This is a genomic window from Streptomyces sp. NPDC107538, assembly GCF_055657445.1.
On record NZ_JBVKAY010000001.1, the window covers coordinates 311547 to 337582 of the forward strand.

General features: G+C 69.1%; 26 protein-coding genes and 1 pseudogene. 10 read left to right on the forward strand and 17 right to left on the reverse strand.

Features of this window, described 5'->3' with window-relative positions; genetic code table 11:
* Positions 1-28 precede the first annotated feature (28 nt).
* From ACZ7MG_RS01355 to ACZ7MG_RS01400, 10 genes are all read right to left on the reverse strand, one after another.
* Entirely contained in the window at positions 29-709 is a 681-nt protein-coding gene (locus ACZ7MG_RS01355) for a hypothetical protein (RefSeq protein WP_471386113.1), read from the reverse strand.
* A 77-nt stretch (positions 710-786) separates the two neighbouring features.
* The gene (locus ACZ7MG_RS01360) at positions 787-1230 is read right to left on the reverse strand and encodes a hypothetical protein (RefSeq protein WP_471386111.1); all 444 of its coding nucleotides are present in this window, start codon (positions 1228-1230) and stop codon (positions 787-789) included.
* Between the two features lie 177 nt (positions 1231-1407).
* Positions 1408-3144, reverse strand: a complete 1737-nt coding sequence (locus ACZ7MG_RS01365; RefSeq protein ID WP_471386109.1) for a relaxase/mobilization nuclease domain-containing protein — start codon at positions 3142-3144, stop codon at positions 1408-1410.
* Positions 3141-3449, reverse strand: coding sequence for a mobilization protein (locus ACZ7MG_RS01370; RefSeq protein ID WP_471386107.1), 309 nt, complete (start codon positions 3447-3449; stop codon positions 3141-3143). The genes ACZ7MG_RS01365 and ACZ7MG_RS01370 overlap by 4 nt, the downstream gene beginning before the upstream one ends.
* Before the next feature lie 314 nt (positions 3450-3763).
* Entirely contained in the window at positions 3764-4000 is a 237-nt protein-coding gene (locus ACZ7MG_RS01375; protein WP_471386105.1) for a hypothetical protein, read from the reverse strand.
* Between the two features lie 84 nt (positions 4001-4084).
* Positions 4085-4276: a hypothetical protein gene (locus ACZ7MG_RS01380; protein WP_471386104.1), complete on the reverse strand. Its 192-nt coding sequence runs from the start codon at positions 4274-4276 to the stop codon at positions 4085-4087.
* Positions 4273-5913, reverse strand: a complete 1641-nt coding sequence (locus tag ACZ7MG_RS01385; protein ID WP_471386102.1) for a hypothetical protein — start codon at positions 5911-5913, stop codon at positions 4273-4275. Before ACZ7MG_RS01385 ends, ACZ7MG_RS01380 begins: the two co-directional genes overlap by 4 nt.
* Positions 5910-6551 carry a WhiB family transcriptional regulator gene (locus ACZ7MG_RS01390; RefSeq protein WP_471386100.1) on the reverse strand — a complete coding sequence of 214 codons (642 nt, stop codon included), beginning with the start codon at positions 6549-6551 and terminating at the stop codon, positions 5910-5912. The genes ACZ7MG_RS01385 and ACZ7MG_RS01390 overlap by 4 nt, the downstream gene beginning before the upstream one ends.
* A gap of 175 nt (positions 6552-6726) precedes the next feature.
* Complete coding sequence (locus tag ACZ7MG_RS01395) at positions 6727-7443, reverse strand: zinc finger domain-containing protein (RefSeq protein WP_471386098.1); 717 nt, start codon at positions 7441-7443, stop codon at positions 6727-6729.
* 2 nt (positions 7444-7445) lie between these two features.
* Positions 7446-8327, reverse strand: a complete 882-nt coding sequence (locus ACZ7MG_RS01400; RefSeq protein WP_471386096.1) for a helix-turn-helix domain-containing protein — start codon at positions 8325-8327, stop codon at positions 7446-7448.
* Positions 8328-9265: 938 nt separating this feature from the next.
* Here ACZ7MG_RS01400 and ACZ7MG_RS01405 point away from each other — a divergent pair.
* From ACZ7MG_RS01405 to ACZ7MG_RS01420, 4 genes are all read left to right on the forward strand, one after another.
* Positions 9266-9703, forward strand: a complete 438-nt coding sequence (locus ACZ7MG_RS01405) for a helix-turn-helix domain-containing protein (protein WP_471386094.1) — start codon at positions 9266-9268, stop codon at positions 9701-9703.
* 131 nt (positions 9704-9834) lie between these two features.
* Entirely contained in the window at positions 9835-10263 is a 429-nt protein-coding gene (locus ACZ7MG_RS01410) for a secondary metabolite protein (RefSeq protein ID WP_471386092.1), read from the forward strand.
* On the forward strand, positions 10260-11459 hold the full coding sequence (locus ACZ7MG_RS01415) for an MAB_1171c family putative transporter (protein ID WP_471386090.1): 1200 nt from the start codon (positions 10260-10262) through the stop codon (positions 11457-11459). The genes ACZ7MG_RS01410 and ACZ7MG_RS01415 overlap by 4 nt, the downstream gene beginning before the upstream one ends.
* Positions 11456-12868, forward strand: coding sequence for an amidase family protein (locus tag ACZ7MG_RS01420; RefSeq protein ID WP_471386089.1), 1413 nt, complete (start codon positions 11456-11458; stop codon positions 12866-12868). Before ACZ7MG_RS01415 ends, ACZ7MG_RS01420 begins: the two co-directional genes overlap by 4 nt.
* Here ACZ7MG_RS01420 and ACZ7MG_RS01425 read toward each other — a convergent pair.
* Entirely contained in the window at positions 12865-13338 is a 474-nt protein-coding gene (locus tag ACZ7MG_RS01425; protein WP_471386087.1) for a hypothetical protein, read from the reverse strand. The two genes, ACZ7MG_RS01420 and ACZ7MG_RS01425, sit on opposite strands and share 4 nt — an antisense overlap.
* A gap of 117 nt (positions 13339-13455) precedes the next feature.
* Between ACZ7MG_RS01425 and ACZ7MG_RS01430 the strand changes: the two genes are divergently transcribed.
* On the forward strand, positions 13456-14412 hold the full coding sequence (locus ACZ7MG_RS01430; protein WP_471386085.1) for an IS481 family transposase: 957 nt from the start codon (positions 13456-13458) through the stop codon (positions 14410-14412).
* On the opposite strand, the gene ACZ7MG_RS01435 is transcribed toward ACZ7MG_RS01430, so the two are convergent.
* Together ACZ7MG_RS01435 and ACZ7MG_RS01440 are read right to left on the reverse strand one after the other, a co-directional pair.
* Entirely contained in the window at positions 14373-14687 is a 315-nt protein-coding gene (locus ACZ7MG_RS01435) for a hypothetical protein (RefSeq protein ID WP_471386084.1), read from the reverse strand. The genes ACZ7MG_RS01430 and ACZ7MG_RS01435 overlap by 40 nt on opposite strands.
* 441 nt (positions 14688-15128) lie before the next feature.
* Positions 15129-16418, reverse strand: coding sequence for a helix-turn-helix domain-containing protein (locus ACZ7MG_RS01440; protein ID WP_471386083.1), 1290 nt, complete (start codon positions 16416-16418; stop codon positions 15129-15131).
* 365 nt (positions 16419-16783) lie between these two features.
* Here ACZ7MG_RS01440 and ACZ7MG_RS01445 point away from each other — a divergent pair, with 365 nt between their 5' ends.
* The 3 genes from ACZ7MG_RS01445 (at position 16784) to ACZ7MG_RS01455 (ending at position 18776) form a co-directional block, all read left to right on the forward strand.
* Entirely contained in the window at positions 16784-17647 is an 864-nt protein-coding gene (locus ACZ7MG_RS01445; RefSeq protein WP_471386082.1) for a hypothetical protein, read from the forward strand.
* Between the two features lie 97 nt (positions 17648-17744).
* The gene (locus ACZ7MG_RS01450) at positions 17745-18152 is read left to right on the forward strand and encodes a beta/gamma crystallin domain-containing protein (RefSeq protein ID WP_471386081.1); all 408 of its coding nucleotides are present in this window, start codon (positions 17745-17747) and stop codon (positions 18150-18152) included.
* Positions 18153-18392: 240 nt separating this feature from the next.
* Entirely contained in the window at positions 18393-18776 is a 384-nt protein-coding gene (locus tag ACZ7MG_RS01455) for a beta/gamma crystallin domain-containing protein (RefSeq protein WP_471386080.1), read from the forward strand.
* A 213-nt stretch (positions 18777-18989) separates the two neighbouring features.
* Here ACZ7MG_RS01455 and ACZ7MG_RS01460 read toward each other — a convergent pair whose 3' ends face one another.
* The 3 genes and pseudogenes from ACZ7MG_RS01460 to ACZ7MG_RS01470 all read right to left on the reverse strand — a co-directional run bounded on the left by ACZ7MG_RS01460 (position 18990) and on the right by ACZ7MG_RS01470 (position 22385).
* The gene (locus tag ACZ7MG_RS01460; protein ID WP_471386079.1) at positions 18990-19670 is read right to left on the reverse strand and encodes an endonuclease/exonuclease/phosphatase family protein; all 681 of its coding nucleotides are present in this window, start codon (positions 19668-19670) and stop codon (positions 18990-18992) included.
* Between the two features lie 45 nt (positions 19671-19715).
* Positions 19716-20468 (reverse strand): class I SAM-dependent methyltransferase, encoded by a 753-nt coding sequence (locus tag ACZ7MG_RS01465; RefSeq protein ID WP_471386077.1) that lies wholly within the window; start codon positions 20466-20468, stop codon positions 19716-19718.
* A 167-nt stretch (positions 20469-20635) separates the two neighbouring features.
* Positions 20636-22385: pseudogene (locus tag ACZ7MG_RS01470) on the reverse strand (ATP-binding cassette domain-containing protein).
* Positions 22386-23254: 869 nt separating this feature from the next.
* On the opposite strand from ACZ7MG_RS01470, the gene ACZ7MG_RS01475 reads away from it, so the two are divergent.
* Both ACZ7MG_RS01475 and ACZ7MG_RS01480 read left to right on the forward strand, forming a co-directional pair.
* Positions 23255-24277, forward strand: a complete 1023-nt coding sequence (locus ACZ7MG_RS01475; protein WP_471386076.1) for a S66 peptidase family protein — start codon at positions 23255-23257, stop codon at positions 24275-24277.
* Between the two features lie 153 nt (positions 24278-24430).
* Positions 24431-24730, forward strand: a complete 300-nt coding sequence (locus ACZ7MG_RS01480) for a hypothetical protein (RefSeq protein ID WP_471386074.1) — start codon at positions 24431-24433, stop codon at positions 24728-24730.
* 295 nt (positions 24731-25025) lie between these two features.
* Here ACZ7MG_RS01480 and ACZ7MG_RS01485 read toward each other — a convergent pair whose 3' ends face one another.
* Positions 25026-26036: a hypothetical protein gene (locus ACZ7MG_RS01485; protein ID WP_471386073.1), complete on the reverse strand. Its 1011-nt coding sequence runs from the start codon at positions 26034-26036 to the stop codon at positions 25026-25028.

Sequence of the window (26036 nt, forward strand, 5' to 3'; positions counted from 1 at the left end):
GGTCGGGGCAGCAGTGCGTCGGGGTCGGTCAGCCGGCTGTCGTGGCCTTGGTGAGGGCCTTGTCGAGGTGGCGGTCGACGAGGGCCGGGGAGCCGGAGAGGATCAGCAGCAGGCTGTCGTCACGGACCGCCGTCTGCTTCACCACGGTGCTCCGTCCTCCGGTGGAGAACGTCAGGAGCTGGCTCCACTGCTCGTCACCGGCACCGTGGGGCGCGGGCAGCTTCTGCGGGGCCACGTCGATCGGGGTCCCGCCCGTGACGACTTGATAGGTCGGGCAGCTGGACATGGCGTCGAAGATCTGCCCGATGCCTGTGGACAGCCTGTCCGCGCTGTCGCTGTACAGCTCCTCGGCGATCTCGGAGTTGCTGCCGCTGTAGGTGAAGGCCGCTTTCGCCTTGTGCGGGAAGGCGAGCGTGGCGCCGGTCACGGGGGCGTCGCCCAGCTCGCTCAGGGCCGGGCAGCCGATGACGGCGACGTCGTCGTGGTGGGCGGGACGCTGCTGTTTGCGCAGGTAGCCGGTGCCGAGGTCACTCTCGTCGAGCAGGCGGGTCTCCAGCGCGGCCGACGAGAGCACGGGGCCCCTTTGGTCTGTGTTGGCCGGCTTCCCGCTGCGGGTGGCGGTGTCGGGTTTGATGCCGGTGGAGCAGGCGGGTGCGGTGAGGAGGATGCCGGTGAGGCCGAGGGCGGTGGTGGCGACGCGAACGCGCATGACGGAACTGACCCCTTGATTAGGCGACGGGTGGTCAGTGCGGGCCCGCGGGCCCGGTGGGGTCGTAGTGGTGGTGGTCAGTGCCCGAGGTGGCGCAGGCAGCCCTCGAAGGTGGCGTAGGTCGCGTCCGCAGGCCCGGAGTTCCGGTTGTACCAGGCGGTGTCGAGGCGGGGCTCCAGCCACTGGTGGCCTGCCCGGCACCGCAGCCAGACCTGGCTGCGGGTGGAGAGGATCAGCCAGTCCCGGTACGTTCCGCACTCGGCGCAGACGGCCATCTCACCGTCGAGAACCAGCGGCTGTGTCCACGGCATCATCCTGCCGTCGAGCTGGTCGTGGCCGGGTACCCGCAGCTCTGGCGGAAGGAAGTCGTCCACCATCGCGGTCGGCTCGGCGTGCTCCGGCTCGACCTGTGCCACCCCGAAACCGGGCGGCACCTGGTCCTGCAGCCGCGCATGCAACGCGGCGAACTCGCGCTGAGCCTCGCTGGGCTGCTTGGCCCGGCGGCGTATTCGATGAAACACCGTGGCTTCCTCCTCTGCCTCGTCCTGATCGCCTCAAGATCGTCTCCTACGCCCCTGGCGGTTGCAATTCACAAAGTCCACAGTCCCTTCGCGCAGGTCACAAGGTCGGGGCCGGGCGACACGTCACTCCCTCCGGTCGTTCGCTGCGGCGGTAAGCCCGCCCGCACTCGGCCGGATTCACCGGGTCTTGGCCGGGGCCTCGTCCCCGCCGCGGCGCCGGTCGGGTGCGTTGGGACGAGTCGCCGTTGTGCGGGTAGCGGGCGTGCGCCCTGTGGTGCCGCTCACGGTGTGCAGCGAGGCATCGGCCGGCAGATCGGCCGTCCGCCGCAGCCGCCACACCAGCACATCGCTCACGGACTCGGCGGTGTCGAGTTCGCGATGCTCTGCCGCGTCGGACAGAAGGGCGCCCGGGGCGTGGCCGGCGGCTTCGGCTTCCGCGATGGTCGCCGCGAGGGCGTACCAGCCGGGCTCGGCGAGGATCTGCTCGGCCAGCTGCGGCAGCGCCTCGCGCAGCAGCACGGTCTGTCGCTGGAGCATGGGGCGGCTCAGCCGTCGGCCGCGTTGATAGAGCACGCCGAGGGGCTGGGCGGAGGCGGTCTGGTATGCGGTGCGCAGGTGCTCGGCGGCCCGGGCGGCGGCTTCGGCCTGCTGGGCGTGGCCCTTTCTCGCGTGCCAGTGGGCGGCGGTGGTGATGAGGAAGAACAGCATGTCGATCGCCATCGCGGTGGTGGCACCGTCCTCTCCGCGGCCGAGGGCGGGCCCTGCGTGGACGAGGTCGCGGGCGGCCTGCCGCAGCGCGCGGTCGTGCCCGCGTACGGCGCGTACGTGGGAGCGGGAGGCGCGTTCGAACGCTGTTGCGGCGTCTTGCAGTTCGCGGCGGGTGTGGGCGGCGGAGGTCTTCGCGAGCGCGTCCAGGACCTCGCCGGCGGCGGCGATGTGGGCGGCGGCGACCGCGTCGTCGCCGTGCTCGACGATGAGCATGGCCTGCCACGCGGCCGATGCCGTCCCGCGGCGGGCGGATGCCGGCATGCCGGGCCCCGTACGGACCGTGTCCTGCTGCCGGGGAGTCGGATCGGTCCCGGTGCCGGCGGACCAGCGCTCCCGGATGCGGGGCAGCGACAGGTCGGGGGCCAGGCGCGCGCCGGGGTAGAACACCGGCTCGCCGTCCTTGTTCAGGTCGCCGGGCAGGGCGACCTTGTATCCGAGGAGGTCTCCGGAGGGAGCGGCGCGCTTTCGGATCAGGAGGCCGGCGGCGGCGAGCCGGTCGAAGAACTCCTCGTCACTCCCCGCACCGGCCACCGCCCGCCGTACGGTTTCGCGCAGTTCCTCGCGGGCGGTGCGCTCGCGACCCTGCCGCTCGGCTTTGTGGCGTTCGGCGCTGGTGGGCCGCTGGGCGGCGGTGCCGTCGCCGGGGGCGACCTGATAGAGGCCAAGTTCCTTCTCGATGAGCCGGGCTTCGGCCTGGGCGCGGGCGCCGGAGCGGAAGTCGTCGGGACGGTGGCCGTCCTCGGTGACGAGGGTGGCGACGATATGGATGTGGTCATCGGCGTGGCGTACGGCTGCCCAGCGGCAGCCGGGCTGTCCGTCGCCGGGGTCGATGCCAGTGGCGGCGACGATACGGCGGGCGATCTCACCCCATTCCTCGTCGGACAGGATCCGGTCGCCGGGGTCGGCGCGTACGGAGGTGTGCCACACGTGCTTGGCCGGGCGGGCGTGCTTCGGCAGGGCCATCATGGGCTGGTCGAGGAGCTGCTGGAGGTCTGTGAGGGTTGCGTCGCGGCCGGGGTCGGGGGACATGCCGTCGAAGGAGGCCACGAGATGGGGGTCGGTGTGATCCTCGTACTTGCCGGTGTCGTAGAGGTAGTAGAGGAGACCTCTGGTGTCCGACCCGGACGGGTTGACGCTGGGGATCATGAGCCGTGGTGCTCGATCAGCCGTGTGGCGGCTTCGTGGGCGGTGTCGGCGGCACGCCGTACGGCGGCGACGGCCGCGTCGAGATGAGGAACGTCTGCACCGGAGTTGAGCGCCTTGACTGCCTGATTGAGGTTGCTGCCGGCCCAGCCGAGCCGACGCCGGCTGTCGAACAGGGCCGTGATGACTTCGCGTTCGTCTGCGATCTGGGCGCTGGTGCGGTCGAGGTCGCGGGCGGCGGCGAGCGCGGAGCGGGCGAGGAACCCGGCGACGGACAGACTGCACTGCGCGGCGGCGGACTTGATCACAGCGAACTCATCGTCATTGAAACGTGTGTTGGGCTGGTGCAGGCGCTTGTTCTCGGGCGACTGGCGCGGACGCTGGCGGGCGCGAGGAACGCGCTGTCGGCGTACACGCGGCTCAGTCTGCTTCTCCGCCTGTCCTGGCTTCGATCCGCCCTCGGTCGAAGCCTGACGGACCTGCGCCCCCCGGTGCAGGTCCTCCCCGTCCCCCTTGGGGGCGGGGTTGGCGGAAGCTACGCTTCCGCCCCAACTTGCTCGCCCCGAGACCGAGTTGGAGTCGGGATCACGTTCCGGGGTGGTGCCGTTCGAGGGTGCGTTCGTCATCGGGATTCGGGCCTCGCGGAGCGGGTGTGGTGCTGGAGCATCGCGGCCAGCGCGAGGACATGGGCCGGGCCCGCGAGGACGCGCACGGGCCCGTCAGGGTGGTCCTGGACGAGCCACTGCCCGGTCGGCGTAGGGACGACGGCGTGGAGGAGTTGCCGACGGACCAGAACGTCCGCCCAGGCATCAGCCTCGGCGACGGTGGGCTCGGACGAGCGCGGTGGACGAGGGATCACGACATACCTCCTGAGCGGGACGGGGCCCGGCGCGGATCCGGGCCCCAACTGCGGATATGGGGTTTGAGCTGGGGTTTTACCTGTTCAGCCGCACTCGGGGCAGCGCCCGACGTGGCTGCTGAGCGCGCGGGCCATCCGCTGCTTCGCCGAGGCCGCCTGCTTCGCGCTGGACTTCGCCGCCGGCCTGCCCGCGTGCCGTTCGGAGTGGGCGAGCATGAAACGGATCTCTCGCTCGTACTGCGTGCGGAAGGTGTCGAACCGGCGGCATGTCTTCATCGGGCGGTGCTCCTTGTCTTTGTGGTGTCGTCGCTCCGCAGTTCCTGGAGGACGAGGCTCAGCCGGTCGTTCCGGCCGCCTTTCAGGCCCTCGCGGCGGAGGATCTCCCGCAGCTGGACCCGGGTGACGGACTCGTTGCCGTCCCGTTCGAGCAGGGCGGGGACGTGGGGGCGGACCTGCTGGACGAGCTGCTCCACCGACTGCTCCAACTCGCGTGGCGGGCGCTGTGTCTGCGGGGTGCGGGGCCGACCGCGCTTCCCCTTGTTCTTCGTCCTGGCCCTCGTGGTCGTCTTCCGCCGGAGGGGGACCTTGTGTCCCCGGTCCCCGGTGGGTTCGGTCCCCGTGTCGGTGTCGGTCGGTCCCCGGTCCCCGGTGGGTTCGGTCCCCGTGTCGGTGTCGGTCGGTCCCCGGTCCCCGGTGGGTTCGGTCCCCGACTCGGCGGCGTTCGGTCCCCGCCGCGAATCATGGCCCTGAGCAGGCGCTTCTCGCGTTAGACGTTCGGCCCCCACGCCTCCAGCGTCCCCCTTTGACGCTTCCGGATTGACGGGACCGGTCCCCGGGACCGCGCCTGCTTCCGGGACCTCGGTCCCCACCCCGGTCCCCGCGTTCTGGCCTTCGGTCCCCATGCCTGCCGACGCCTTCGAGTCCGCGGTCTTGGGGACCGGTCCCCTCGGGGTACTCGGTCCCGGGTCCCCGTCCGACTCGGCGGGAGTGTGGGGACCGGCTACGGGGACCGGCGCCTTCGAGGCCGACCGTGAGGGGACCGTTGCTGCCGTTGCGGTGCTCTGCACCGGGGACCAGGGCGAGGGCAGCGGGACCGTGGCGAGCGCGAGTGCGTGCCGGCGGGCGGCGAGCTGGTCGAGCAGCTGCGCGCGCTGAAGGGGATCGGTGCCGACCGAGGCTCTGCCGACCGCCTTCGACAGGCGCCGCGTGAGCCGCCGGCCCCGACGGTTTCGTTGCTGGTCGGGTGTGCGCTCGGCGAGGCGGGCGGCGAGGGTGACCGCGCGAGCGGTGGCCCGGTCCCGGGTGATCTGCGCGGCGTCGCGGTCTCGCGCGGCGATGCCCAGGCGTGACAGGAGACGCTCGCGAGCCTCTCGGCCCAGGACGGCGATCAGCCCGTGGGAGGCGGCGCCCGGGGTGCGCAGGCGCAACTCGATCCCCATCGCGAGGTGCCACAGCATCGCCGCCATGACCGGCCCGACGAAGGCCCTGACCGTGCCGCCGACGGGGCCGCTCTCGGCGTAGGCGGGGATCACCTGCACCGTGGTGATCACCCAGACCAGCGTGCCCGGCAGCCCGGGGGCGCCCTGGACGGCCAGGTTCTGCCGTGCCATCAGAGCGGTCGCGAACAGGGCGAGTTCAGCGGCAGCGAACATCGCGGCGCGCTCGGCGGTGCCGGCCATGTCGAGATAGTCGGCGGCGAACCGCCAGCTCGTGTCCGCGCTGTACGCCGTGCAGCCCAGGGCGGCGACGGCGGCGACCTTGACCGCCGGTCCGCCGGGACGTTTCTGCGTTCGGGTTCCCCGGCGCCGGATGGCCCAGGCGGTCAGTACGAGCGCGAGGGCGGCGGGCACGACGGCGGCCAGGAGGAGGGAGAGGTCCGAAGTGGCACCGAAGGCGAGTACGGGGTGGGTCATGCTGCCTTTCCGAGAAGGGCGGGCGCCGGGTCCGACGCTGCCGGGCGGCCTGCCGGCTGCTGAGTGCCGGGAGCCGCGGTCGCGGGGGTGCCCTTGGTCCTGGGGGCCTTCTTCCGCTTCTTCTTGGGCCGCGGCACGCCGTACATGCGGTCGCGGTCGAAGACCTTGTTGGCGGCCTGCCGGAGCAGGTCCCGGGCGTGCTTGTGGCTGATCTGCAGGGCGCCGGCGAGCCGGTCGGGCCGCCAGCCCCGGACGTAGGCGTGGTCGATGACGACCTGCCGCTCGGCCTCTGTCAGGTGCACGTTGCGTCCCTGGAAGAAGGCGGTCACGCGCCGGTAGTCGAGGCGCTTGTGCAGTCCGTCGTGCAAGGGGCGCCGCTCGGCTTCGGTGAGGCCGCCCCAGACGCCCTCCTTGAGGACGTTCTCCAGGGCGAAGTCCAGGCACGCGCGGCGGACGGGGCACCAGCCGCACAGCTCCTTCGCCTCCGCGATCTCTTCGTGGTCCCGGGGCCCGGGGAAGAACACGGCGTCGGCGTCCTCGACGTCCATGCCGTGGCACGTCCCGCGGGTGTGCCAGCTGGTGTCTGCGATGCCGCGCAGGCCGGTGGCCGGTGCGTCGTGGGTGGTGATGTGGCGCAAGGCGGGTCTCCGATGTGCTGCCGCGTCGGCCGGGGCGGGGCGGGGCGGGGCGGGGCGGTGCCGGGCGGGCGCGGCGTCGGGTGCCGGCTGCGGCGCGCGGGCGTGCGCCGCAGCCGGGGCGGTGATGGGGGGAGGAGGTGGTGCACCGCCGGGGTGCACGCGCTGGATGCGCCGGTCAGGCCATCGCGGGTTGTTGGGCCTGGTCGGTGGGGTGGGCCTGCTGGGCGGCGGCGAGGTCCTCGCGGCCGGGGTGCGGGGTGGCGCGCGGGGCGGTTGCGCGTACTCCGTCGTCGGGGCCGATCCGTCGGCGGCGACAGGGCTCGCCGGGCTGGGCCTTGCACCACTCGCAGCGCACGCTCAGAGCGTCAGGGCCTCCCCGGGCGACGGCCATTTCGCGGGCTGCCCGCGCGGGCCGGTAGGGCGCGAGGGCAGCTCGGGCAGCGGGCGGGATGCAGGAGCCGACCTGTTCCAGCATCGCCTCCAGCCTCGGGTCGCTCCCGTCGCGGCCACTGGTGATCGCCCGGGCCTGTGCGGGCTCCGCGATCCCGGCGGCGACGGCGCGGCGGGTGCCGACCAGCTCGGCGGTCCAGGCGGCCTGGTCGTCCGGATCGGCGGACGGCGTCGGGTCGGAGTGCCGGGCCAGGCGGTCGCGCCGGTAGCTCTCCCAGGGCCGGACCACGTCCGCCGGCAGGATCTGGTACGGCGAGGTGCGGATGTGCTCGCGCGCGGTGACGCGGGCGTCCCAGCCGTGCGGGGTGGCCATCGGCACGTCGCCGAGCAGATCGTGCCACTGGGCGAGCTGGTCACGCGCCTCGCCGGTGTCCGTGCGGATGGTGCGGGGGTCGAGTCGGCCGATGTAGGCCAGCAGCGCGGCGGTTTCGCGGCGGTCCACGGTCAGCCCTCCGATCCGGTCGGCTCGTCGAGAGCGGCGAGAAGCGCGGCGGTGTGGGCCTCCGTCCGCGTCATGCCCCCCGGTGCGGTGGAGTTCTTGCCGGGCCCGGCGTAGAGGTTCGGGCGGCTGGGAGCGTGCTCCCGGACGATCCAGGAGCGCCAGTCGGCAGCCCAGGCTTCCGCCGGCCTCGGTGTGTGGCCCGCCCGGTGGGCACGCCACTTCGCGTCCGCAGCCTGCAGGCCCTGCTCGCCGAGGCGGTCGAGGTGTCCCTGCTGGCGGGCCCAGGTGTGGGTGGCTGGGTCGACCTGCCACTCGGCAGCCGGGAGGACGGCGGCACCACTGCTGTACCTACGGTTCAAATCCGGTTCACTACGGTTCTGTGTGCCGGTTTCCGGTACACCACTGTGCCGGTTTCCGGCACGTCGGGGTGCCGGTTTCCGCCTCGACCTGCCGGATTCCGGTACTGCCGGTTTCCGGACCCTCGCGGCGGATTCCGGCACCTCACGCGGCCGGATTCCGCACCGCCGCAGGGCAGAGATCTTGAGCGCCGGGGCACCCTCGGGCCCCTCCGCCGACGTCTGGTCGGCGTCCTCCTCTGCCGTCCGTGCCACGGCCCGGGCGGCGAGGGGGAGACGGTAGACGGTGCTGCGCTGCGGACCGGTGAGGTCGTCGAGCGGCTCCAGCTCGCCGGCGTGGACCAGGCGCTCGATGGCCTCGCGCACGGTGGAGACGGAGGCGCCGGTGCGCTTGGCCAGGCTGGAGAGCGAGGCCCAGGAGACACACTGCTCGTCGGACACCCGGTCGGCGATCGACAGCAGGACCAGACGCGCGGTTCCCCGGCTGGAACTGTGCTCCCACACCCACTCACGGGCTTCGCTGCTCATCGGCCGCTCCCGATGAGCAGGCGGGATCCCCGGCCCGTGGGGGCAGGGATGGTGGGGTCCGGCTCGGGGCACTGAGGCGCCGAGGCGGAGGTGGCTGCCGCGCAGGCCAGGCGGAAGGGCCTTTTGCGCAGGGCAGGAGGCATGCGAGACTCCCTCTTGCAGTGTTGCCACGCTGGCGCGCCCCTTGGAAGGACTCAGCGTGGTGATGGTGGGCAATCTCCGCCCTTGCCGGGGCGGGTATGCCGCTTAGCGTTCGGCGTCCGTGAGTTACCGCTCTCGGGCGCCGTCGCTGTATTACGGGACCTTCCTGGTCCCATCCCGTCCGTGCTTGCTGGCTCCGTCCGTCACCGCGGGCGGGCTGCCCGGGGACGACGAACATACGCACGGCTCCGCGTCAAGATCCAGAGTTGGTTCTCAAACTCTGTACTAGTTGCAGAGCGTGACGCTTGACGGGGTCCTGTGATCTCCGCCGAGCGCGGCCGTCGCCGCGCCGATCCGAACGGCAGCAGTTGCAGCCGCAGTCGCCCGGAGCGCTTGGAATGCGGTAAAGCACCAGGCTCTCGGCAGACTTGCGCAAGCGTTGCTGTGCAGCGGATCCGGCACCTCCGTCTTCCGTCGGTCCCCTCGGAAACGGAGCCTGCTCTCGTTGCCGTGCCGAAAATCGTTCCTGGAACGAATCGGGCTTGAGCATCGCCAGAGGTTTCGAGGGGGAAAGCTCGTGTATGAAGAGGGCGTGCAATGTGCTGCGAGTGCGTCGAGCGTCGCGCCATTGAGCCGATTGCGCATGTGAATACATGACCCATGAGAAAGCTTCCTGAACCAACCGAGGGGGTGCTGGTGGTGGAGAACTTGTCATATCCAGGCCGTGCCAGTCAACACCAGTCAAGAGTGGCGTACTGTGGTGGAGTCGCAAGGATCAGATATAGGGGAAGTTGATCATGGGTGACTCGTTGGGAACCGCCTCCGTCGATGACGGAGCCATGTTCCGTGAGCAGCTGAACTGGCTGTTCAAGCACGTTCACCCCCCGCGCCGGGGGGCCTACAGCAACAAGGAAGTGGCTGCGCGAATTGCCGGATTCGGAGGCTCGATCTCCGACTCCTATATCTCGCTGCTGCGCGCCGGGAAGCGCGTCAACCCGTCAGCTGAGACCAAGGAGTTGCTGGCTCAAGCCTTCGGGTTCCCGCTCCGCTTCTTCGATGATGAGGAACTGGCTGCTGAAGCGGTCCGTCAGTTTGCTGAGGTCAAGTCAAAACAAGCGGGCGTCGAGAGTGTCTTCTACCGGATGATCGGTCTGTCCGCAGACGGATTTGCCGCTGTACTCAAGGAAGTTGACCGAGTGAGGGAACTCGAAGGGCTCCCTCCGGCGCCTGAATGACGCCATGTCATATACGAGCAGAAGAACGGGAAACTGAGAGAACTATGTGGTCGTCTCCGCGCCAACAGCCCAGTCTGCTGGCGGAATTGAAAATCCCTCAGGTCGCCAGTATTCGCGACCTTCGCCATGAGGTGACCCGCCGTACGGGGCGCACGGTGCACATCAAGGCGGCGGAGACGACTCCGGAACGGCGCTGTGGGGTCACCTATGTCACCGTGAGTGCCTTCCACATCTTCTACGACCCGCTGACCAGCCGTGCCCACCAGGACCATGTCATCGGTCACGAGATAGCCCATCTGCTGCTGGGCCACCATGAACGCCGCCGGCCCTCCGAGGTGTCCCCGCAGGAGCTTGCGCCGCTCCTCGACCCGGACATGGTGGAGATGATGCTCGCACGCAGCAGCTACGAGGAGACCGAGGAGCACGACGCCGAGCTCCTCGCCTCCTATCTGTCCGGGCGGGTCATCGAGCACCGACTGCACAGCGGGCCCTCGACAGGAGACGACATCCAAGAGCGGATCGCGCACACCCTGCTCAGCCGCAGAGGAGCCGGCCGGTGAAGGACATCCTGCATCCGATCAGCCTGACCGTGGCGCTCATCGGCCTCGCCTGCCTGCTGAGAGATCTTCCCGTCCGGCGGCGGGACACCGCCTGGGCGGCACTGACCGCGGTCTACCTGCTCTCGGCGCTCAGCTTCCTGTTCTCGATCAGCTCGGTGTGGCGGGCCGTCGACGATGCTCTCGGTACGAGGAATCTGGCCGTCCCGCTCTCCATGAGTTGCGTGGTGGCGCTGCTGGCCGGCCAGCAGATCGTCCTGAGCCACTGGAGCTCATCCGCCGAGCGAGCCCGGCGGATGTCCCGGTTCTGGCTCGCCTCCGGCGCCGCCGTCATCAGTACCTTGTTCGTGCTGTTCTTCCTGCTGACGCCCGCCGTCCAGCGGCCGACCGACTTCACCCTCTACTACGCGCACGACAACATCTATGCCGCCTACCTGACCGTCTACATCAGCGCCTACACCCTTGCCGAGGGGTACCTGGCGGTTGCCTCCTGGCGCCTGGCCGGGCGCAGTGCGCGCATGGCCGTACGCGTCGGTCTGCGCACCGTCGCGGTCGGCGCGACCGTGACCCTCGGATACAGCGCCGTGCGTATCGGGAACGTGATCGCTGCGGCCCTGGGCACGACCTTGACCGGTTGGGAGGACTTCGCCTGGATCTGCGGCGACCTTGGAACGATTCTCACCCTGGTCGGCTGGCTCATCCCCACCCTCACCGCCCAAACACGGCGCACCACCTACCGGTGGGGCCTCCACTGCGCTCACCGCCAGCTCCATCCGCTGTGGCTCGCCTTCCACCGAGCCGTCCCCGAGATCGCCCTCACCCCCAACGACTCCACACCGGACGACCGGTCACACACGCGCGGCATCCCCTTCAAGGTGTACCGCCGCGTCGTGGAAATCCGCGACGGCCAGATCGCGGTCCGCCCCTACCTCGACCTCCACGTCCGGCAGGCCAGCGAACAACGGCACCAAGCCGCTGGCCTCACCGGAGACGAACTCCACGCAGCGGTCACCGCCGACCAGATCCACGCCGCCCTCACCGCCCACACCCAGCGCATACTGCCTGCCCAGCCCACCGACTTCGCCGACCAGAACATCGTCTCCCGGCACCCCATCGAGGACCTCCCCGCCCTGCGCGCCACCGCACGGCACTTCGCCCGGCACGATCACCGAGCAGCCCCTGAGGCCGTCAGCACATGAGCACCGACTACCCCGACCTCCCGGCCCACGCCCAGCTCGACGCGCTCCGGCAAGGTGCCGTCTCCAGCCGGACCCTGCTCGATCTCTACCTCGAACGAATCCAGGCCAGTACCCTCAACGCCGTCATCACCCTCGACATCGAAGCCGCCCAACGGGCTGCCGACGCCTCCGACGCACGCCGGGCCCGCGGCGCATCCGTCGGCGTGCTCGACGGACTGCCACTCACGGTCAAGGACTCCTTCGAAACCGCTGGCCTGCGCACCACCTGCGGAGCCGAAGACCTCCGCGACCACATCCCCGAGCGCGACGCCGACGCCGTCGCACGGCTCCGCCACGCCGGCGCCGTGATCATGGGCAAGACCAACGTCCCCGCCTACTGTCAGGACCTCCACACCAGCAACACCCTCTTCGGGACCACCCACAACCCCCACGACCACACCCGCACCGCGGGCGGCTCCTCCGGCGGATCCGCGGCAGCCGTCGCCGCCGGGCTGACCCCCCTCGAACTCGGCAGTGACCTCGCCGGATCCCTCCGCCTGCCAGCCCACTACTGCGGCGTATACGCCCTGCGCCCCACCCACGGCCTCGTCCCCGCCCGAGGACACATCCCACGGCCACCGGGATGGCTCACCACCAGTGACATGATCACCCCGGGCCCCCTGGCCCGCCACCCCCGAGACCTCGACCTGCTGCTCAGCGCGCTGACCACCCCGGCATCAGCCGAGAGCACTCCGTGGCGCGTGGATCTGCCGACGGCCAGCCCGAGCGTGGAACAGCTGCGCATCGCGATCTGGGCCGAGGACCTGAACTGCCCCGTCGACCAGGAAACCGCCCAGGCCCTCAACACCTTTGAGGAAGCACTGACCGCAACCGGAGCCCAGGTCCGCCACACCCCCGGACCTGTTCGCTTCGCCGACTCCACCCGACTCTTCGAACAGCTCCTGCACGCCACCGCCACGGCCACCGCCAGCGACGAAGCCGCTGCCGCTGAACTCACTGCCGCGCGACGAGTGCAGGACGACGACTCCAGCCCCCGCGCGACCTTCCTCCGCCACCGGACCCAGACCCACCGCTCCTGGCTGCGCGCGAACGAAGAACGTGCCCGGCTCCGGTCCGATTGGCAACGGTTCTTCACGCAACACGACATCCTCGTCACACCAGCCGCACCCACCGCCGCCATCCCGGCAGGCAGTCGCACTCTCACAGCTGACGGCCAGGAGCGGAACTTCTTCGACCAGACCGGCTGGGCCAACCTCACCAGCCACATCGGCCTGCCCAGTCTTGTCGTACCAGTGACCACGACCGCCCAGGGACTGCCCATCGGCGTCCAGATCATCGGCTGGCCGTACGCAGACCGCGTTCTGCTCGATGTAGCGGAGCGGCTCGCGACGCTGCGTCGTGCGGCTTAGGAGTTGTGATTCGAGTCTTCCGCGGCGTACCAGAACGGATCGATGCGTCCGGAGTCCTGGTGGTCATAACCGAGATCGACCAGACGGAACAGGGCCCCACGGGTCTGGTAGGTGTCGTACGAGAGCCATGTGTGCTGACGCCGGATGTGGAAGGAGGCGACGTGGAGCGCGCCGGTGCACCAGCGGTCCCACTCCTCGGCAGTACAGTTCTCCAGCCGTGCGACATCGGTCAGCCGCAGTCGCCCGCCCCGGACTTTGGCGCCGGCCGGGCGAAGGGATCGCAACAGCTCCCGCTCGTTCACGCTCTGAGCCGGGTTCTCGCCCCGCCCGAGCAGGTCCAGGACGTCGGGCAGAGGCACGTCATCGATCGAGCGGACTTGGTTGCGCCAGACGGCCTCATGCAGGGCCAGTCCCAATGCCACGCTGATCATGTGGGTGTCGAGGGCGGACTCGTTACGTGGGCTGAACACCGCGTCGAAGAGTCAGCCTTCATGCATCAGCGCCCGGATCAGCAGATTGCGGGAGTTGTGGTCTAAAACTGACGATCATCGTTGACACCTGGGTCTCCGATCACTACGGAGATCCACATGCCGAAGCCCAACGTCACCCCGCCGCTTGACCGTGAGGCCAAGCGGCGCCTGGCCGTCATACGCCACGTCGAAGAGGTCACCGGGAACGTCGCTATGTCCTGCCGGTACTTCGGGATCAGCCGGCAGGCGTACTACACCTGGTACCGCCGCTACCAGGCCGACGGCGTCGAGGGCCTGCGCACCCGCTCCAAGGCCCCGAAGACGTCGCCGAACGCGACGCACGTCGAGGTGGTCGGGAAGATCATCTATCTCCGGCAGAACTACCACTTCGGCCCGGAGAAGATCGCTATGTACCTCAAGCGGTACCACGACGTCACCATCAGCAAGTCCGGCGTCTGGCGCATCCTCAACCGCCTGGACATGGGCCGCCTGCCGGCCTCCCAGCGCTACAAGCGCCACGACCGCAGATGGAAGCGGTACGAGAAGCAACTGCCCGGCCACCGGGTGCAGATCGACGTCAAGTTCATCGAATCCCTCGCCTCGATGCCCCAGGGCCGCCGCGGCGGACGCAACAAGTACTTCCAGTTCACCGCGATCGACGACTGCACCCGCCTGCGCGTCCTACGCATCTACCCGACGCTGAACCAGGCCACCGCCATCCAGTTCCTGGACTACGTCATCCAACGCCTGCCGTTCCAGGTCGAGGTCATCCAGACCGACAACGGCGCCGAGTTCCAGTCCGCCTTCCACTGGCACGTCCTCGACAAGGGCATCGCTCACACCTACATCAAGCCCCGCACCCCGCGGCTGAACGGCAAGGTCGAACGCTCCCACCGCATCGACGCCGAGGAGTTCTACCGGCTCCTCGACGGCGTCATCATCGACGACGCCGAGGTCTTCAACGACAAGCTGCGCGAGTGGGAGGACTACTACAACTACCATCGCCCCCACGGCGGCCTCGGCGGCCAGACCCCCTACGAACGCCTCAAGCAGAAGACCACGACCCAGGCGTAATCGTTGATCATCAGTCGCACATCACACCAGTCCATCGCCATGTCGAACGGCGCCAGCGAGCTCATCGTGTGCCCGATCGACCAGCAGACCTGTTCCCTGGCCTCGTCGTCAGTATCGGCGGAGTGCTCGACGATGCTGCGGTCCTCGTCGAACGGAAGCGGGGCGATCGGGCCCAACTGCCCCACGCGCAGGGGATCGAGATCCAGGGGGCCGTCTGTCGGCGGCCACTTCCCGATGGCCGCTGTCAGCCGTGCCGCGCGAGCGGCCCTCGCCATCGCGGCGAGACAGTACGAGACCCCGGGCATCTGAGGCCCGGGGGTCTCTCTGTGCTCTGGGATGTCCGGCCGGTTCAACGACCCGCCGAGGGAGCGTCACGCCCACTCCACGCCCAGCTCCCGCAGGGCGGCCAGCTGGGCCTGGGCGAGCGCTTCACAGTCACCGGCTCCGCCTCGCCGTCGACCGCGATCTCTTTGTTGTGGGCCCTTGGCACCGGCCGGTCCGCGCCTTCCCGTTCCACCCAGTGCGCGAGCGCCGCCAGGTCCCGCTGGAACACTGCGACGCTTTGTCGCAACCTTGGCGGCCGGTGCGGGAGACGGCGTCTCAGCGGCCGTGACGCCCAGTTGGGACAGCAGCTCCTGCTGCTCGGACAGGAGACGCGTCCAGATGGCAGGGCTGAGTCTGCTGCTGGAGCCACTTGCCGATGTCGTCGCCGTCCATCAGTTCCAGCTGTCGGTCACGTCGGTCCAGTCGGTGTCGCCATTCAGGTACTCGTAGACGGGGCGGCCTTTGCTGCCGCTGGTGCGGAAGGGTTTTCCGTGGTCGTCGATCCGTATCGTTCCCTGGCGGCCGCCGCTGGACCACTGCAGTTCCACGTACCAGGTCACATCGTGGGCGCTGGCTCGTGCGGTGATGTACAGCACCTCGGGATCGGACCGGCTGACCTTGTAGGGGATACCGCGCTGGCCGTTCTTCGGCACGAGGAAGGGGCGGGCTGCGTCGAGGTCCGTGTCGAAGGATCTCGTTTCCACGTTTCCGCCGCAGCCCGATGACCCCCGGTATGTGTTCCAGGCCGGGGGCGCGCTCAAGTTGGCGACACGGACGTGCAGGGAATCGATGACGACGGCTGCGTCCCCGGTGCCCTGGACGGTCAGGGCAACGCGCTGCCGGTTGGCGGCGATGGCGCGGTGCGCCTTCACCCAGCCCAGCACGTCTTGGCCCATCAAGGGCTGCGAGACGTCTGTGGGAGGCCGGTTGATCAGGTAGTTCGCCTCGCACTGCGGGTCTTCCCAGGCATGGGTGCGGGTGGTCACCGTCAGTGGGACCTTGTGGCTGTCCTGGGTGCTGACTGGGGCAGCGGTCTGCGGCGGCTTCTTGGCGTCGGGCGCCGTTGGGGAGGCCAGGGCGCCGGTCGGCCGGCCGCTCGGTGCCGTGTCATTCTCCTTTGGCTTCGGGGTAGCCGTGATCGCGGTAAACAGCACGGCGACCACGGCGGCGGTGCCCGCCCCGATCAGGCCCCACCGCTTGCGTGCGCTCCAGATACGCGCAGGCGTGCCGTTCGCGACGGCGACCGTCTTTGGCGACGGTTCGGCGAGCACCGCAGGATCCTCGGGCGCGAGCGGAGGCGGGGCGTCCGGCGCCGCCTCCGGCTGGGTTTCTTCTCCGGTGCGCGCCCATGGCTCCGCCGCAGAGCCGGATATGGACGTGCCGGCCCCGTCCACGGCGGTTGCGGCCGTGTCCGCCGTCCGCCGCGCACGTTCCCGTGCGGCGTCCGCCAGGGCCCAGCGCCGGTGTAACTCCTTCACTTCCTCGTCAGTTGCCTTGCACACCCGGGCGAAGCGGGCGACGGCAGCGTTGTCAGCCGGCACCCCTTCCCCTTTGCAGTACCGGTGCAGTGTCGAGGTGCTCATGCGCGCCCGCTTCGCCAGGGACTCGTAACTCAGCCCGGAGCGCTGCTTCAACTCGCGTAACAGCGCGGCGAAATCAGCTGTCTCTTCAGGTGCTTCCATCAGTTCCTCATCCCATTCGGCGTCCCACGATGGCCGCGTTTCTCCAGGCCAGTGCCAGTTCGATCATCCCAGCATGCCGAAAACTTCCGATGGAATGGCGGATGGGACGCAGCACGGCACAGGCTTGGGCCATCCAAGCACGGCGCTTTTCCGGACACGGTGACAGACCCCTCTCACGCTTTCAGGGGCCCGCACTTCCGTGCCACGTGCACACCGTGCACACCACAAGCACGCCGCGCCCAGATGATGTTCGGGTCGGCTCCCTCCCGGGGCCAGGACCTCAACCACCTGTTCCCGGGAAGGTAAAACCCAGCATGGCAGCAGCCCGACGCACACCCGCCGTCAGCCACGGCAGGCGCCCCGGCATGAGCAAGACATGTGTCGCGGTGCTCGCCGCTGGCCTGCTCGCAACCGGCTGTTCCACGGGCCTCACCCCTAGCCCCTCGGTCGTGAAGACCACCTCGCCGGCCATCGCGGCCACACCGACAGCACCCCTCACGGGGTACGACGGGCTGATAGGGCTGCCGCTGTCCGCCTATGGCACGTCCGAGCAGGATGACGTCCTGCTGCACGACACGAACGAGGCGCTGGTTGCCCGCTGCATGAAAAGCCGGGGGTACGCGAGCTATGCAGACAAGAAGAAGCCCCAGAGAGCCCCGAAGACGCAGGCGGAGAAAGAAGCCATTCGCCCGGCAGGCGCCTGGGGCTACATCGGCGGTGGCACCGCGAAGCGCGTCGGTTTCCATGTCGCGATCACTCCTCCGGTCTCCAAAGGCCCGGCCGGCCGGGAACTGAAGGACTACAACGTTTGCTGGGACAAGGCGGACAAGCAGGTGCCGTCTCTCGCCGGCAGCAAGGGCTGGAAGCTGACCCAGGATCTGTTCGGCCAGTCGTTCCAGCAGGCGGCCTCGGACAGCCGGGTTCTCGCCGCGCGCAAAAACTGGTCGGCCTGCATGAGCGAGGCGGGACACCCGGCCGACGATCCCGAGAAGCTGGCCCAGGGCTTCCTGAGCGCCAAGAAGACAACCGCTAAGGAGATCGCCACGGCCACCGCCGACGAGTCCTGCACACGGTCGTCGAACCTGGCCGGCGTCTACTTCGCGGTCCTCACCGGATACCAGCAGCAGCTCATAGCCGCAAACACCAAAGTCCTGACCAGCTACAAGAAGCAGGTCGAAGCACAAGTCGACCGGGCAGCGCACCTCCTGACCGTGTCTGACACGGCCTGAACCACACCCTCACCCCTCGACTCCGGACGCCACGGTGCCAGACCGCACCGCCGTCCGGTCCTCCGAACACGCCTAGAAAAAGGGAGATGGAACCTTCATGAATCGACGAGCCAAGCGGGTAGTCCTGTCCGCGCTGACTTCCGTCATGGCGGCGGCCTCACTCACCGTCGTCGCCGCGCCGCAGGCGTCCGCGATCAACCGAGTCAACTGCGACAGGACCGACTACCTCACCGTATGGGGCCATGAGGGGTACGTCCCCGGCAGCGCCACCGCGTCCTGGCAGTTCTGCTTTGCCAACGCCGGGACAGACGAGCAAGGGGTAGGAGTTTCCAGCTGGGCGTTTGGAACGTACCACTGGGTCGACAAGATCAGCACCGGCAACAACCGGGTCCAGTGGCAGGGCGACGGAAGGTGGCAGCCGGGCACCGCGATCAACAAGTGGACCGTTTTCACCTGGCCGAACCACCCCAACGGGGTCCGCATCACCGGAATCAGGATCCACTGACCCACCGTGATGGCGCGAGGACGGCGGTCCAGCCCGATCGCCGTCCTCGATTCGCGGGGCCACTCGCCAAGACGACTCAAGGATCTGTGCACCGCAGTGCCGCCGACTTGCTCGGCGAAGAACCGCACCGCGCCTGACCCGACCTGAGCCGAACCCTCACCCCTCACCTCCGGACGGCGGCACGGTGCCAGACCGCACCGCCGTCCGGCCTTCCAGCACGAGAAAAAGAGGAGAAGTTCAATGAATCAACGAGCCAAGCGATTGGTCCTGTCCGCGCTGGCAAGCGTCGTGGCGGCCGCCTCGCTCACCGTCGGCACCGCGTCGCAGGCATCCGCGATCAATCAAGTCTCCTGCGACAGGCCTGATTTTCTCGCGGTAAAGGGGCACAGCGGGCACAGCCCCTCGGACAACCAATGGTTTGTGTGCTGGGCCAACGCCGGAGAAACGGTTGTTGACATCTATGGAGGGGAGGAGTGGGTCCAGCGAATCGATACCGGCAATAATCGGGCCCAGTGGCACGGGGACGGACAGTGGCAGCCGGGTACCGCGATCAACAAGTGGACCACCTTCACCTGGCCGAACCACCCCAACGGGGTCCGCATAGACAGGATCAGGATCCTCTGAACCCGGATCCACCGGCCTGATGCCTGTGGATAGTTCATCCGGAAACGAAGAAGTGCCTCGTGACCTGCGGTGATGGGGTTTCTCCAGCCTCGATCGTTCATGAGTCCTCGTCGGTTTGCTGACGGGGACTCTGCGTTTGTGTGGTGCGGTCCCTTCGGTACTGGGGCAGCGCGAGGGCCCGGCTCTCGCGTGGGATGGGCGCCGGGTTCCACTTCACCGGTGTGCTGTACGCCAGGGCCATCGGCGCGGTCTCGCTGTCCAGAACGCCGGGTCGTGGTCCTGCTCGGCGTACGGCTCGCCGTCGTAGTAGACAGGCGACCCGTCCGGGCCGGGCACTTGGGCAGCAGACAGGCCGTTGAAGTCGCCGACGACCAGGGCGGGTGCCACCCCTCCGGTGCGACGCAGAAGACCCTTAATGCGCAGGGCCTCCTCCGCGCGCCAATCCGGGCGGAAAGGGTCCCCATGGTAGGGGACGACGGTGAGGAACTTCCCGCCGCCGATGTCGAAGGTAGCGGTGGTCAGCCCGTGCCAGAAGTCGGGTGCGCCCAGGGGTCGGTAGCTGCCCGGGATGAAGGACACCGTGTCGGGGTTCCACAGGATGGCGGTGTACCAGGCGCGGTGTGTGTTGGCGGCCATCACCGCCCCTTGAGGCCGTCCGGGGGTGGCGGAGATCGTGGTGGTCAGACCGCAGTCCGCGGCGAACGCGGTGATCGTTTCGGCGGCCTGGACATCCCACTGGTCATGAGGCGTAGCTGACTCGTCGACCACGACTTCCTGAAAGCCGAGCAAGTCGGGTGCCAGCTCGCGGACCGCAGCGACGCGTGCGTTCCAGGCGGCGGTGCCGCGGGCGTCGAGGCGGAGTTTGCAGGCGTTGTAGTTGCCTATCGTCAGCAACGTGAATGTCCTTTCCCAGAGGGAGCGTTGACCTGGGCAGGGGAGTCAAGAAGCAGGTGGTCGCGGCGGGATCGGAAAGCCGTCGTTCAGCACCACCGCGCCGTCGGCGGCGCGTACGGGGCGGCGGACCTGGAAGAGCCGGTAGGAGGCGTGGTTGCCCGCTTCCGGGGCGTCGAGGACGGTGATGCTCTCCACTCGGAGCCCGTAATGGACCAGCAGGTCCTCCCACAGTTCGGGCGTGAGGACCCACATCTGGACGGTCAGTTCCGGGCCGTCGGCCAGCCGCAGGGTCTCCGGCCGCGGGACGAGCGAGGTGGAGGGTCCCTCGCCGTGGGAGTTGGTGTGCAGGACGGTGAAGCACAACTTGCCGCCGGGCTTGAGCGCCGCGCTCAGGGCGGGCAGCAGCCGGTGGGGGTCGATGTAGGGGACGGAGTGGACGGAATAGATCACGTCGTACGGGGCGGCGGCGCGAAGGTGTTCGACGGCGTCAGCGAGTACCACGTTCAGACCGGGCAGCTGGTCGTAGCGGGTGCGGGCGCGTTCGATCTGCGTGGGTGAGGAGTCCACGGCGTCTACGAGCGCGCCGTGGTCGCGGGCGAGGTGGGCGGCGTGCCGGGTGAGCCCGCAGCCCAGGTCCAGGACCCGTCGGCCGTCAAGGTCGCCGAGGATCGCATCCCCCGGACCGGTGGTGCCGGGGCCCCAGTCGATCCGTTCGACTTCTGGCAGGGGGGTGCCTCGCCGGAGGTGGTGGTGGCCGTAGGCGGTCCACGCCGCGGTGTTGATCTCCTCGGGCTTCATCGCGCAGTCCTCCCGGCCGGGGTCGACCAGGCGAAGGCCGGCTGTGGCTGCCGGGCGTCTTGCTCGTGTCGTTTGGTCGTCATCTAGGTCCTTCGGGAAGGCGGGAATCCGGGATGGGGACGAAGGCGGGTGCCGCCCCGGCATATGACGGGGCGGCACCCGGTCGGTCAGCGGTCTTGTGACAGGGCTAGCAGGCGTGCGAAGGTTCCGCCGCCGGAGGCGAGGTCCTCGTAGGTGCCGTGTTCGGTGACCCGGCCTTCCTCCATCACCACGATCTCGTCAGCGATCTTGGTGTTCTCCAGTTGGTGGGTGACGACGAGGGTGATGCAGCCGCTGCCGGTCGCCTTGATCCGTTCGAGGATGATGTGTTCGCCGCGGGCGTCGAGGGCGGCGGTCGGTTCGTCCAGGATCAGCAGGCCCGCGCCCCGGTAGAGGGCTCGGGCGCAGGCCAGGCGCTGCCATTGCCCGCCGGAGAGTTCCGTTCCGCCCCAGAGTTCGCGGGCCAGCAGTGTGTCCAGGCCGCTGGGGAGTTCCTCGATGGCGGTTCGCAGGCCGACGGCGTTAAGGGCCTGCCACACGAGGTCGTCCCCGGTGTCGCGGGGCTGGCCGAGGGTGACGTTGTCCCGGACGGTCAGCGGCCATTGTGCGAAGTTCTGCGGTACGAGGCCGGAGACGTCCCACAGTTGGTGCGGGTCGAGGTCGGCGACGTCGTGGCCGTTCCAGCGGACGGTGCCCTTGTCGGTGAGGAAGACGGCGGTGAGCAGTCGGGTGTGGGTTGATTTTCCGGAGCCGTTCTCGCCAACCACGGCGAGGATCTCGCCGCGTCGCACGGTCAGCGACACCCCGGCGACCGCGGGCTTCTCCTTGCCCGGGTAGCGGTAGACCGCCTCCTCGACGGTGACGGTCTCCAGCGCGCTGGTGAGCCCGGCCGTTCCGCGGTCGGGGGCGCGCTGGGCGGCGTAGGTGAGGAAGGTGTCCATGTCGGCGAGGTAGAGGGAGCTGTGGAACATCGCCGCGCCGTAGATGACGAGCTGGCTCAGGGCGGCCAGGGTGGTCTGGACGCCGACGACGGCGGTCGCGGCGATCGCCGCCTCGATGCGTCCGGTGGCCGCAAGCCAGGCCAGCGCGGCCCAGGTGAGGAGGAGGAAGAGGCCGCCGATGCCTGAGCTGACCAGGGTGATCCGCAGCATCCTGGGGGCGGCGGCCAGGGTGCGGGCGTCGATGCGTTCGGAGATGGTTCGGTACCAGAACACCAGGTAGCCGGTCATGCCGTTGGCGCGGATCTCGTGGGTGTACTTCAGGGACGTCGCCCAGCCGCGCATGTTCGCCCGGACGTTGCGGTCGCCCACGTTGGAGTAGTGGGTTTCGTAGGTAACCTTCGCGTGGAGCACCGCGCCGACCCCGGCGGGAACGACCGCGAGGAGCATCAGCGGGTGCAGCACCGTCAGGACCCCGCTCGCGGTGGCCATCCGGATCGCGGCGGCCGTGAGCCGGGTGGCGTCCTGCACCACGAGTCGGCTGCGGACCACCCCCATCTCGGCGGCCTCCTCCCGGTCCGAACAGCCGTCCTCCGCGCGGGCGGCGGCCTCCATCCGGCACACTGCCGCCACGAGACCGCTGTCCGCCTCGGTCGTCAGCGGCGGAGTGATGCGCCCGTCCGCGTACGAGGACAGAGCCGTCGCCATCCGCCCTGCCCCCGCCGCGAGCGCGATGACCACCAGCGGCCTCGCGCAGCCGGTCGGCGACCTGCCCCTCGCCCAGCACGGACTGCATCGCATCAGCGGTCGCCACCAGCTGGTACCCGGCGCTGATGTCGATGGCCAGCTGACAGACGGCCAGCAGCAGCACTGCACGCCGGTCGATCGCCCACGCCATGTGTGCCGTCTGCTTCAGCACCGACGGCAACCGCCGGCACATCGCCCAGAACGACACCTGCGCCAGCGGGTTCTTGCTGTACTGGCCCCCGTACCGCAACTCGGCCGGCGGCGGAGGAGGCAACCGTCGCGGCGTCACCGCGGCGGTCGGCGATGCTGGCTCCGCGCTCACTGGACCACTCCCCGCGGCCCGTGATCGAACGGGGTGACAAACCCTTCTGCCCGTAGGGGTGTCGGGGGATCGGTTGGGCCTGCTCGGACGACAGACAACGGGGCACCTCCAGCGCTGACTTGGGCGGACAGGGTAGCGATGACCGGAACAACGACGTGCTGTCCGTCATCGAACACACGTGTTTGAGCCGTATCCCCAGCTGCCTGATCGCGAGGTCGCAGGCCGACGGCCGTTGGCACAGCCGAGGTGCCGAGACCTCGGCTGTGGCCGAAACGCCGATGCCGATACGGACGCGGCAGATGAGATGGGAGGGAGAGATGAAGGCACATACAGCTAATGCCCGGACGGGCAGCGCTGTTTTCTGGGACGTCACGTGGTCCTGGTCCCCAGCGGCAACACGGCGACGGGTTCCCCGGCCATCTCCCGCCGGTCACCGCCGTCTGGGGCGGCGTGGGCAGGCTTTGCCGAGGACAAGGAACAACGCATGCCGGTGAGTTCCGGCGGCGGCTCCTGCTCGGCGAGCCCGAGGATGTCAGTGCGTTTTGACACCTCTTCGGGGCGCTGTGGCCTCTCCTCGGTGCCGTGGTGGTGACCGTCCTCCGGCTCTGTGGGCGCTCACGTGATGTTTCCGGGGCGGCTCCGTATTGGGACCAGCTGGTGGCCTGTGCGGGCTCGGCCTGCTGGGCGGTTGATCGGTAAATACGTAGCGTGTTGCTGAAGGCGTCGGGGATGCTGCCTCGGTGCCCCGCATCGATCTGCCTCAACTGCTTCGGCCTCGTGCTCTGAGGCCGGGAGATCTCGTCGTCATCGCATCGCTGTCCGGGCCCCTCCATGCCGCTTACGAGCCCGACTTGGAGCAGGCGGTAGTCGTGCTCCAGCGGATGGGATTCCGCGTGCGTCGGGCACCGCTGCTCGAAGCAGGGCGGCACCGCTGGTGGAGCGCAGCTACGCCGGCGGAGATCGCCAGGGAATTCAATGGTCTTCTGCGTGATCCTGAGGTGCGCGCGATCATCGCGCATGATGGCGGCCAGACGGCGTTCGGCTACCTCGACATGATCGACGTCGAGGCGATCACGGCCGATCCCAAGCCGATCCTCGGCTACAGCGACATCTCGCTGCTGCATCTGGTGCTCTATGCGCGCACAGGTCTGGTCGGGTTCCACGCCGACGTGGCCACCCCTGGACTCGGCGGGCACTGGCAGGCCGCGCCCGCGGCGCGCCAGGTGGTGCTGGAGAAGCTCTACTCGACGCTGCTGACTGGTACGGAGCCGATCGGTGCGCTGCCAGCCAGCCCGTCGTGGGAGTGCTGGCGTGCCGGTCACGCCGAGGGGCGGTTGATCGGCGGGGTGATCAATCGCATCGTGCTGAACCAGGCGACGTGTTACGCGCTGCCGCTCGAATGGTTCGACGGCGCGGTGCTGTTCTGGGAGGAGTTGGGCGGCCAAGCATCGTATGTGTGGAGCTATCTGCAGGTACTGCGGCACGCTGGCATCCTCGATCGAATCGCCGGCATGGTCGTGGGCATCCCGACCGCGATCGACGGACTCGATTCGCCCGACGCGTCCCCGACCCTGCGAGAGATAGTTCTCGAGGTCCTCGGCGACCGTGACATCCCGGTCCTGGGTAACGTCGAGGTCGGACACGCCGGCCCGAATCTGCCGATGCCGGTCGGTATCCGCGTCGCCCTCGACACGCAGCAGCGGACGTTGGCGCTGCTCGAACCGGCGGTACGCCCGCTGATGGTGACCGGGCCGGTCGGCTGAGCAACGCGAATCGATCGGCGAATCGGCGCCTGTCGAGGAAGAGCCCGCTGTGATCGTCAGCCAGCGGCCTCGGCCTTGGCCTGGGTCTGGGCGAGGCGGAAGGAGTCGGTGCCGGTCCCGATGATGTTCTCGCCGAAGGTAAGGCGGTGGAGCATGCTGCTTGTCGGCGACGTGGCCCAGAGCCAGGTCGCCGACAAGAACAACGAGATCCCCGCCTTCCAGCCCCTGCTGGACACCACCGACCTGACCGGCACGGTCATCACCGCCGATGCGCTGCACACTCAGCCCGCCCACGGTACCTACTTCCGCACCCGTGGCGCCCACTTCATCGCCCAGGCCAGGGCCAACCATCCCGGCTTGTTCGACCGCGTCCGCCGCCTGCCCTGGCGCGAGATCACGCTCGACCACCACGACCGCGCCGAGCTCACCAACGCCTGGAGATCCGGCGGCTGAAGACCGTCGCCTTCACCCCCTCGACTACCCTGACGCACGCCCGGCCCTACAAGTCGTGCGCTGGAGAGCAGACTTCTCCAGTGGCACGCTCACCATGGAACCCGTCCACCTGATCACCAGTCAGCCACCCGGCACAGCGACCGGCCCTCAGCTCGCGGACTGGATCAGAGGCCCGCCACGGCCGCAGATCCCTGACCGCCCTCGGCCTCACCGGATGAATCCGGACAGATCTTGATCACGTAAGGGACCTGCGTCTATAAGGATGCTGGCCCGAACCGTCCCGCATCCTCACTGGTCAGTGCGCTACCGGAGGCGAGGGGGTGTCGAGGTCGGCCAGAAGGCGATCGAAGAACGTGCTCACCGTGTCCTCGGCTCCGGACTGCATCAGCTCGTAGCCGCCGAACCGGTAGACCTCGTAGCCCTTGAGCCGCAAGGCGCGATCCTCCGCGACCATGTGGGAGTAGAGGTCCGGCGCCGCCGTCCATTTTTCCTGCCCCGCCGGCGGGGCTTGCGGACGGGCGTAGTGGTGCTTTCCGTCGACCTCGATGACGATCCGGACGCGGTTGGGGAGCAGGAGCAGGAAGTCCATGCGCTCGCGGTTCAACGGTCCTCGCCCGCCCCGCTCGCGCCGTGTGTAGGGGTCGTAGTGCAGGTGCACTTCGGGAAGGAGTGCCGGCTGGTCAGGACCGTCCGGCCGCCCGCAGCGGGAGCAATAGGTCTTGAACAGCATCTGGGCGGGAGGCGAGGTGGCAGGGACGGAGGCGAAGAGACGCTTGTAGAGGGTGCGGCCCGGCGCGGCCGGATCGCTTGCGTCCACCTCACTCGCGATGCTGGCGAAGGCGCTGGTGGTCGGCCACCAGTCGAGCATGTTCCGCCACGCCAGGCCCTGGTTGGTGAGGGGCCGGTCGTAGAAGAGCCAGTGCTCGGCATGCGCCGTGATCTCCAGGTAGTTGCCCACCGAGTCGTCGAGCACCATCTCCGGCTTGGGGCCAGTCCCGGCGAAGATGAGGTTGCGGAACTCTCCGGAGGCCCCGCGGGGCCCCAACTGCGCCAGCTCCTCCTCCAGCCGTTCGCTGCCGAGTTGTTCGGCGACCCTCCGAGCCAGATCAACCAGCTCGGCGAGCCCATAGTCCTCCAGGAGCGCCCGTACATACTTGGCTTTGCCGCCGCCGTTCCAGTCCTTGGCGTCGGGGGCCTCCAGGCCGAGCCGACGGCATACCCCGGGCAGTGTGTGCCAACTGGTGCCGGTCTCCAGCACGTCGGTGATCAGGCCGCGCAGCTGTTCCGGCCGGAGCGGGGAGTTCAT

Bases quoted from the DNA above. Each gene is read 5' to 3' on its own strand.
- ACZ7MG_RS01450 (WP_471386081.1), top strand. From the start codon at position 17,745: ATGAATCGACGAGCCAAGCGGGTAGTCCTGTCCGCGCTGACTTCCGTC.
- ACZ7MG_RS01420 (WP_471386089.1), top strand. From the start codon at position 11,456: ATGAGCACCGACTACCCCGACCTCCCGGCCCACGCCCAGCTCGACGCG.
- ACZ7MG_RS01445 (WP_471386082.1), top strand. From the start codon at position 16,784: ATGAGCAAGACATGTGTCGCGGTGCTCGCCGCTGGCCTGCTCGCAACC.
- ACZ7MG_RS01430 (WP_471386085.1), top strand. From the start codon at position 13,456: ATGCCGAAGCCCAACGTCACCCCGCCGCTTGACCGTGAGGCCAAGCGG.
- ACZ7MG_RS01455 (WP_471386080.1), top strand. From the start codon at position 18,393: ATGAATCAACGAGCCAAGCGATTGGTCCTGTCCGCGCTGGCAAGCGTC.
- ACZ7MG_RS01400 (WP_471386096.1), bottom strand. From the start codon at position 8,327: ATGAGCAGCGAAGCCCGTGAGTGGGTGTGGGAGCACAGTTCCAGCCGG.
- ACZ7MG_RS01365 (WP_471386109.1), bottom strand. From the start codon at position 3,144: ATGATCCCCAGCGTCAACCCGTCCGGGTCGGACACCAGAGGTCTCCTC.
- ACZ7MG_RS01440 (WP_471386083.1), bottom strand. From the start codon at position 16,418: ATGGAAGCACCTGAAGAGACAGCTGATTTCGCCGCGCTGTTACGCGAG.
- ACZ7MG_RS01435 (WP_471386084.1), bottom strand. From the start codon at position 14,687: ATGGCGAGGGCCGCTCGCGCGGCACGGCTGACAGCGGCCATCGGGAAG.
- ACZ7MG_RS01480 (WP_471386074.1), top strand. From the start codon at position 24,431: ATGCTGCTTGTCGGCGACGTGGCCCAGAGCCAGGTCGCCGACAAGAAC.
- ACZ7MG_RS01485 (WP_471386073.1), bottom strand. From the start codon at position 26,036: ATGAACTCCCCGCTCCGGCCGGAACAGCTGCGCGGCCTGATCACCGAC.
- ACZ7MG_RS01380 (WP_471386104.1), bottom strand. From the start codon at position 4,276: ATGAAGACATGCCGCCGGTTCGACACCTTCCGCACGCAGTACGAGCGA.
- ACZ7MG_RS01465 (WP_471386077.1), bottom strand. From the start codon at position 20,468: ATGAAGCCCGAGGAGATCAACACCGCGGCGTGGACCGCCTACGGCCAC.
- ACZ7MG_RS01355 (WP_471386113.1), bottom strand. From the start codon at position 709: ATGCGCGTTCGCGTCGCCACCACCGCCCTCGGCCTCACCGGCATCCTC.
- ACZ7MG_RS01405 (WP_471386094.1), top strand. From the start codon at position 9,266: ATGGGTGACTCGTTGGGAACCGCCTCCGTCGATGACGGAGCCATGTTC.
- ACZ7MG_RS01385 (WP_471386102.1), bottom strand. From the start codon at position 5,913: ATGACCCACCCCGTACTCGCCTTCGGTGCCACTTCGGACCTCTCCCTC.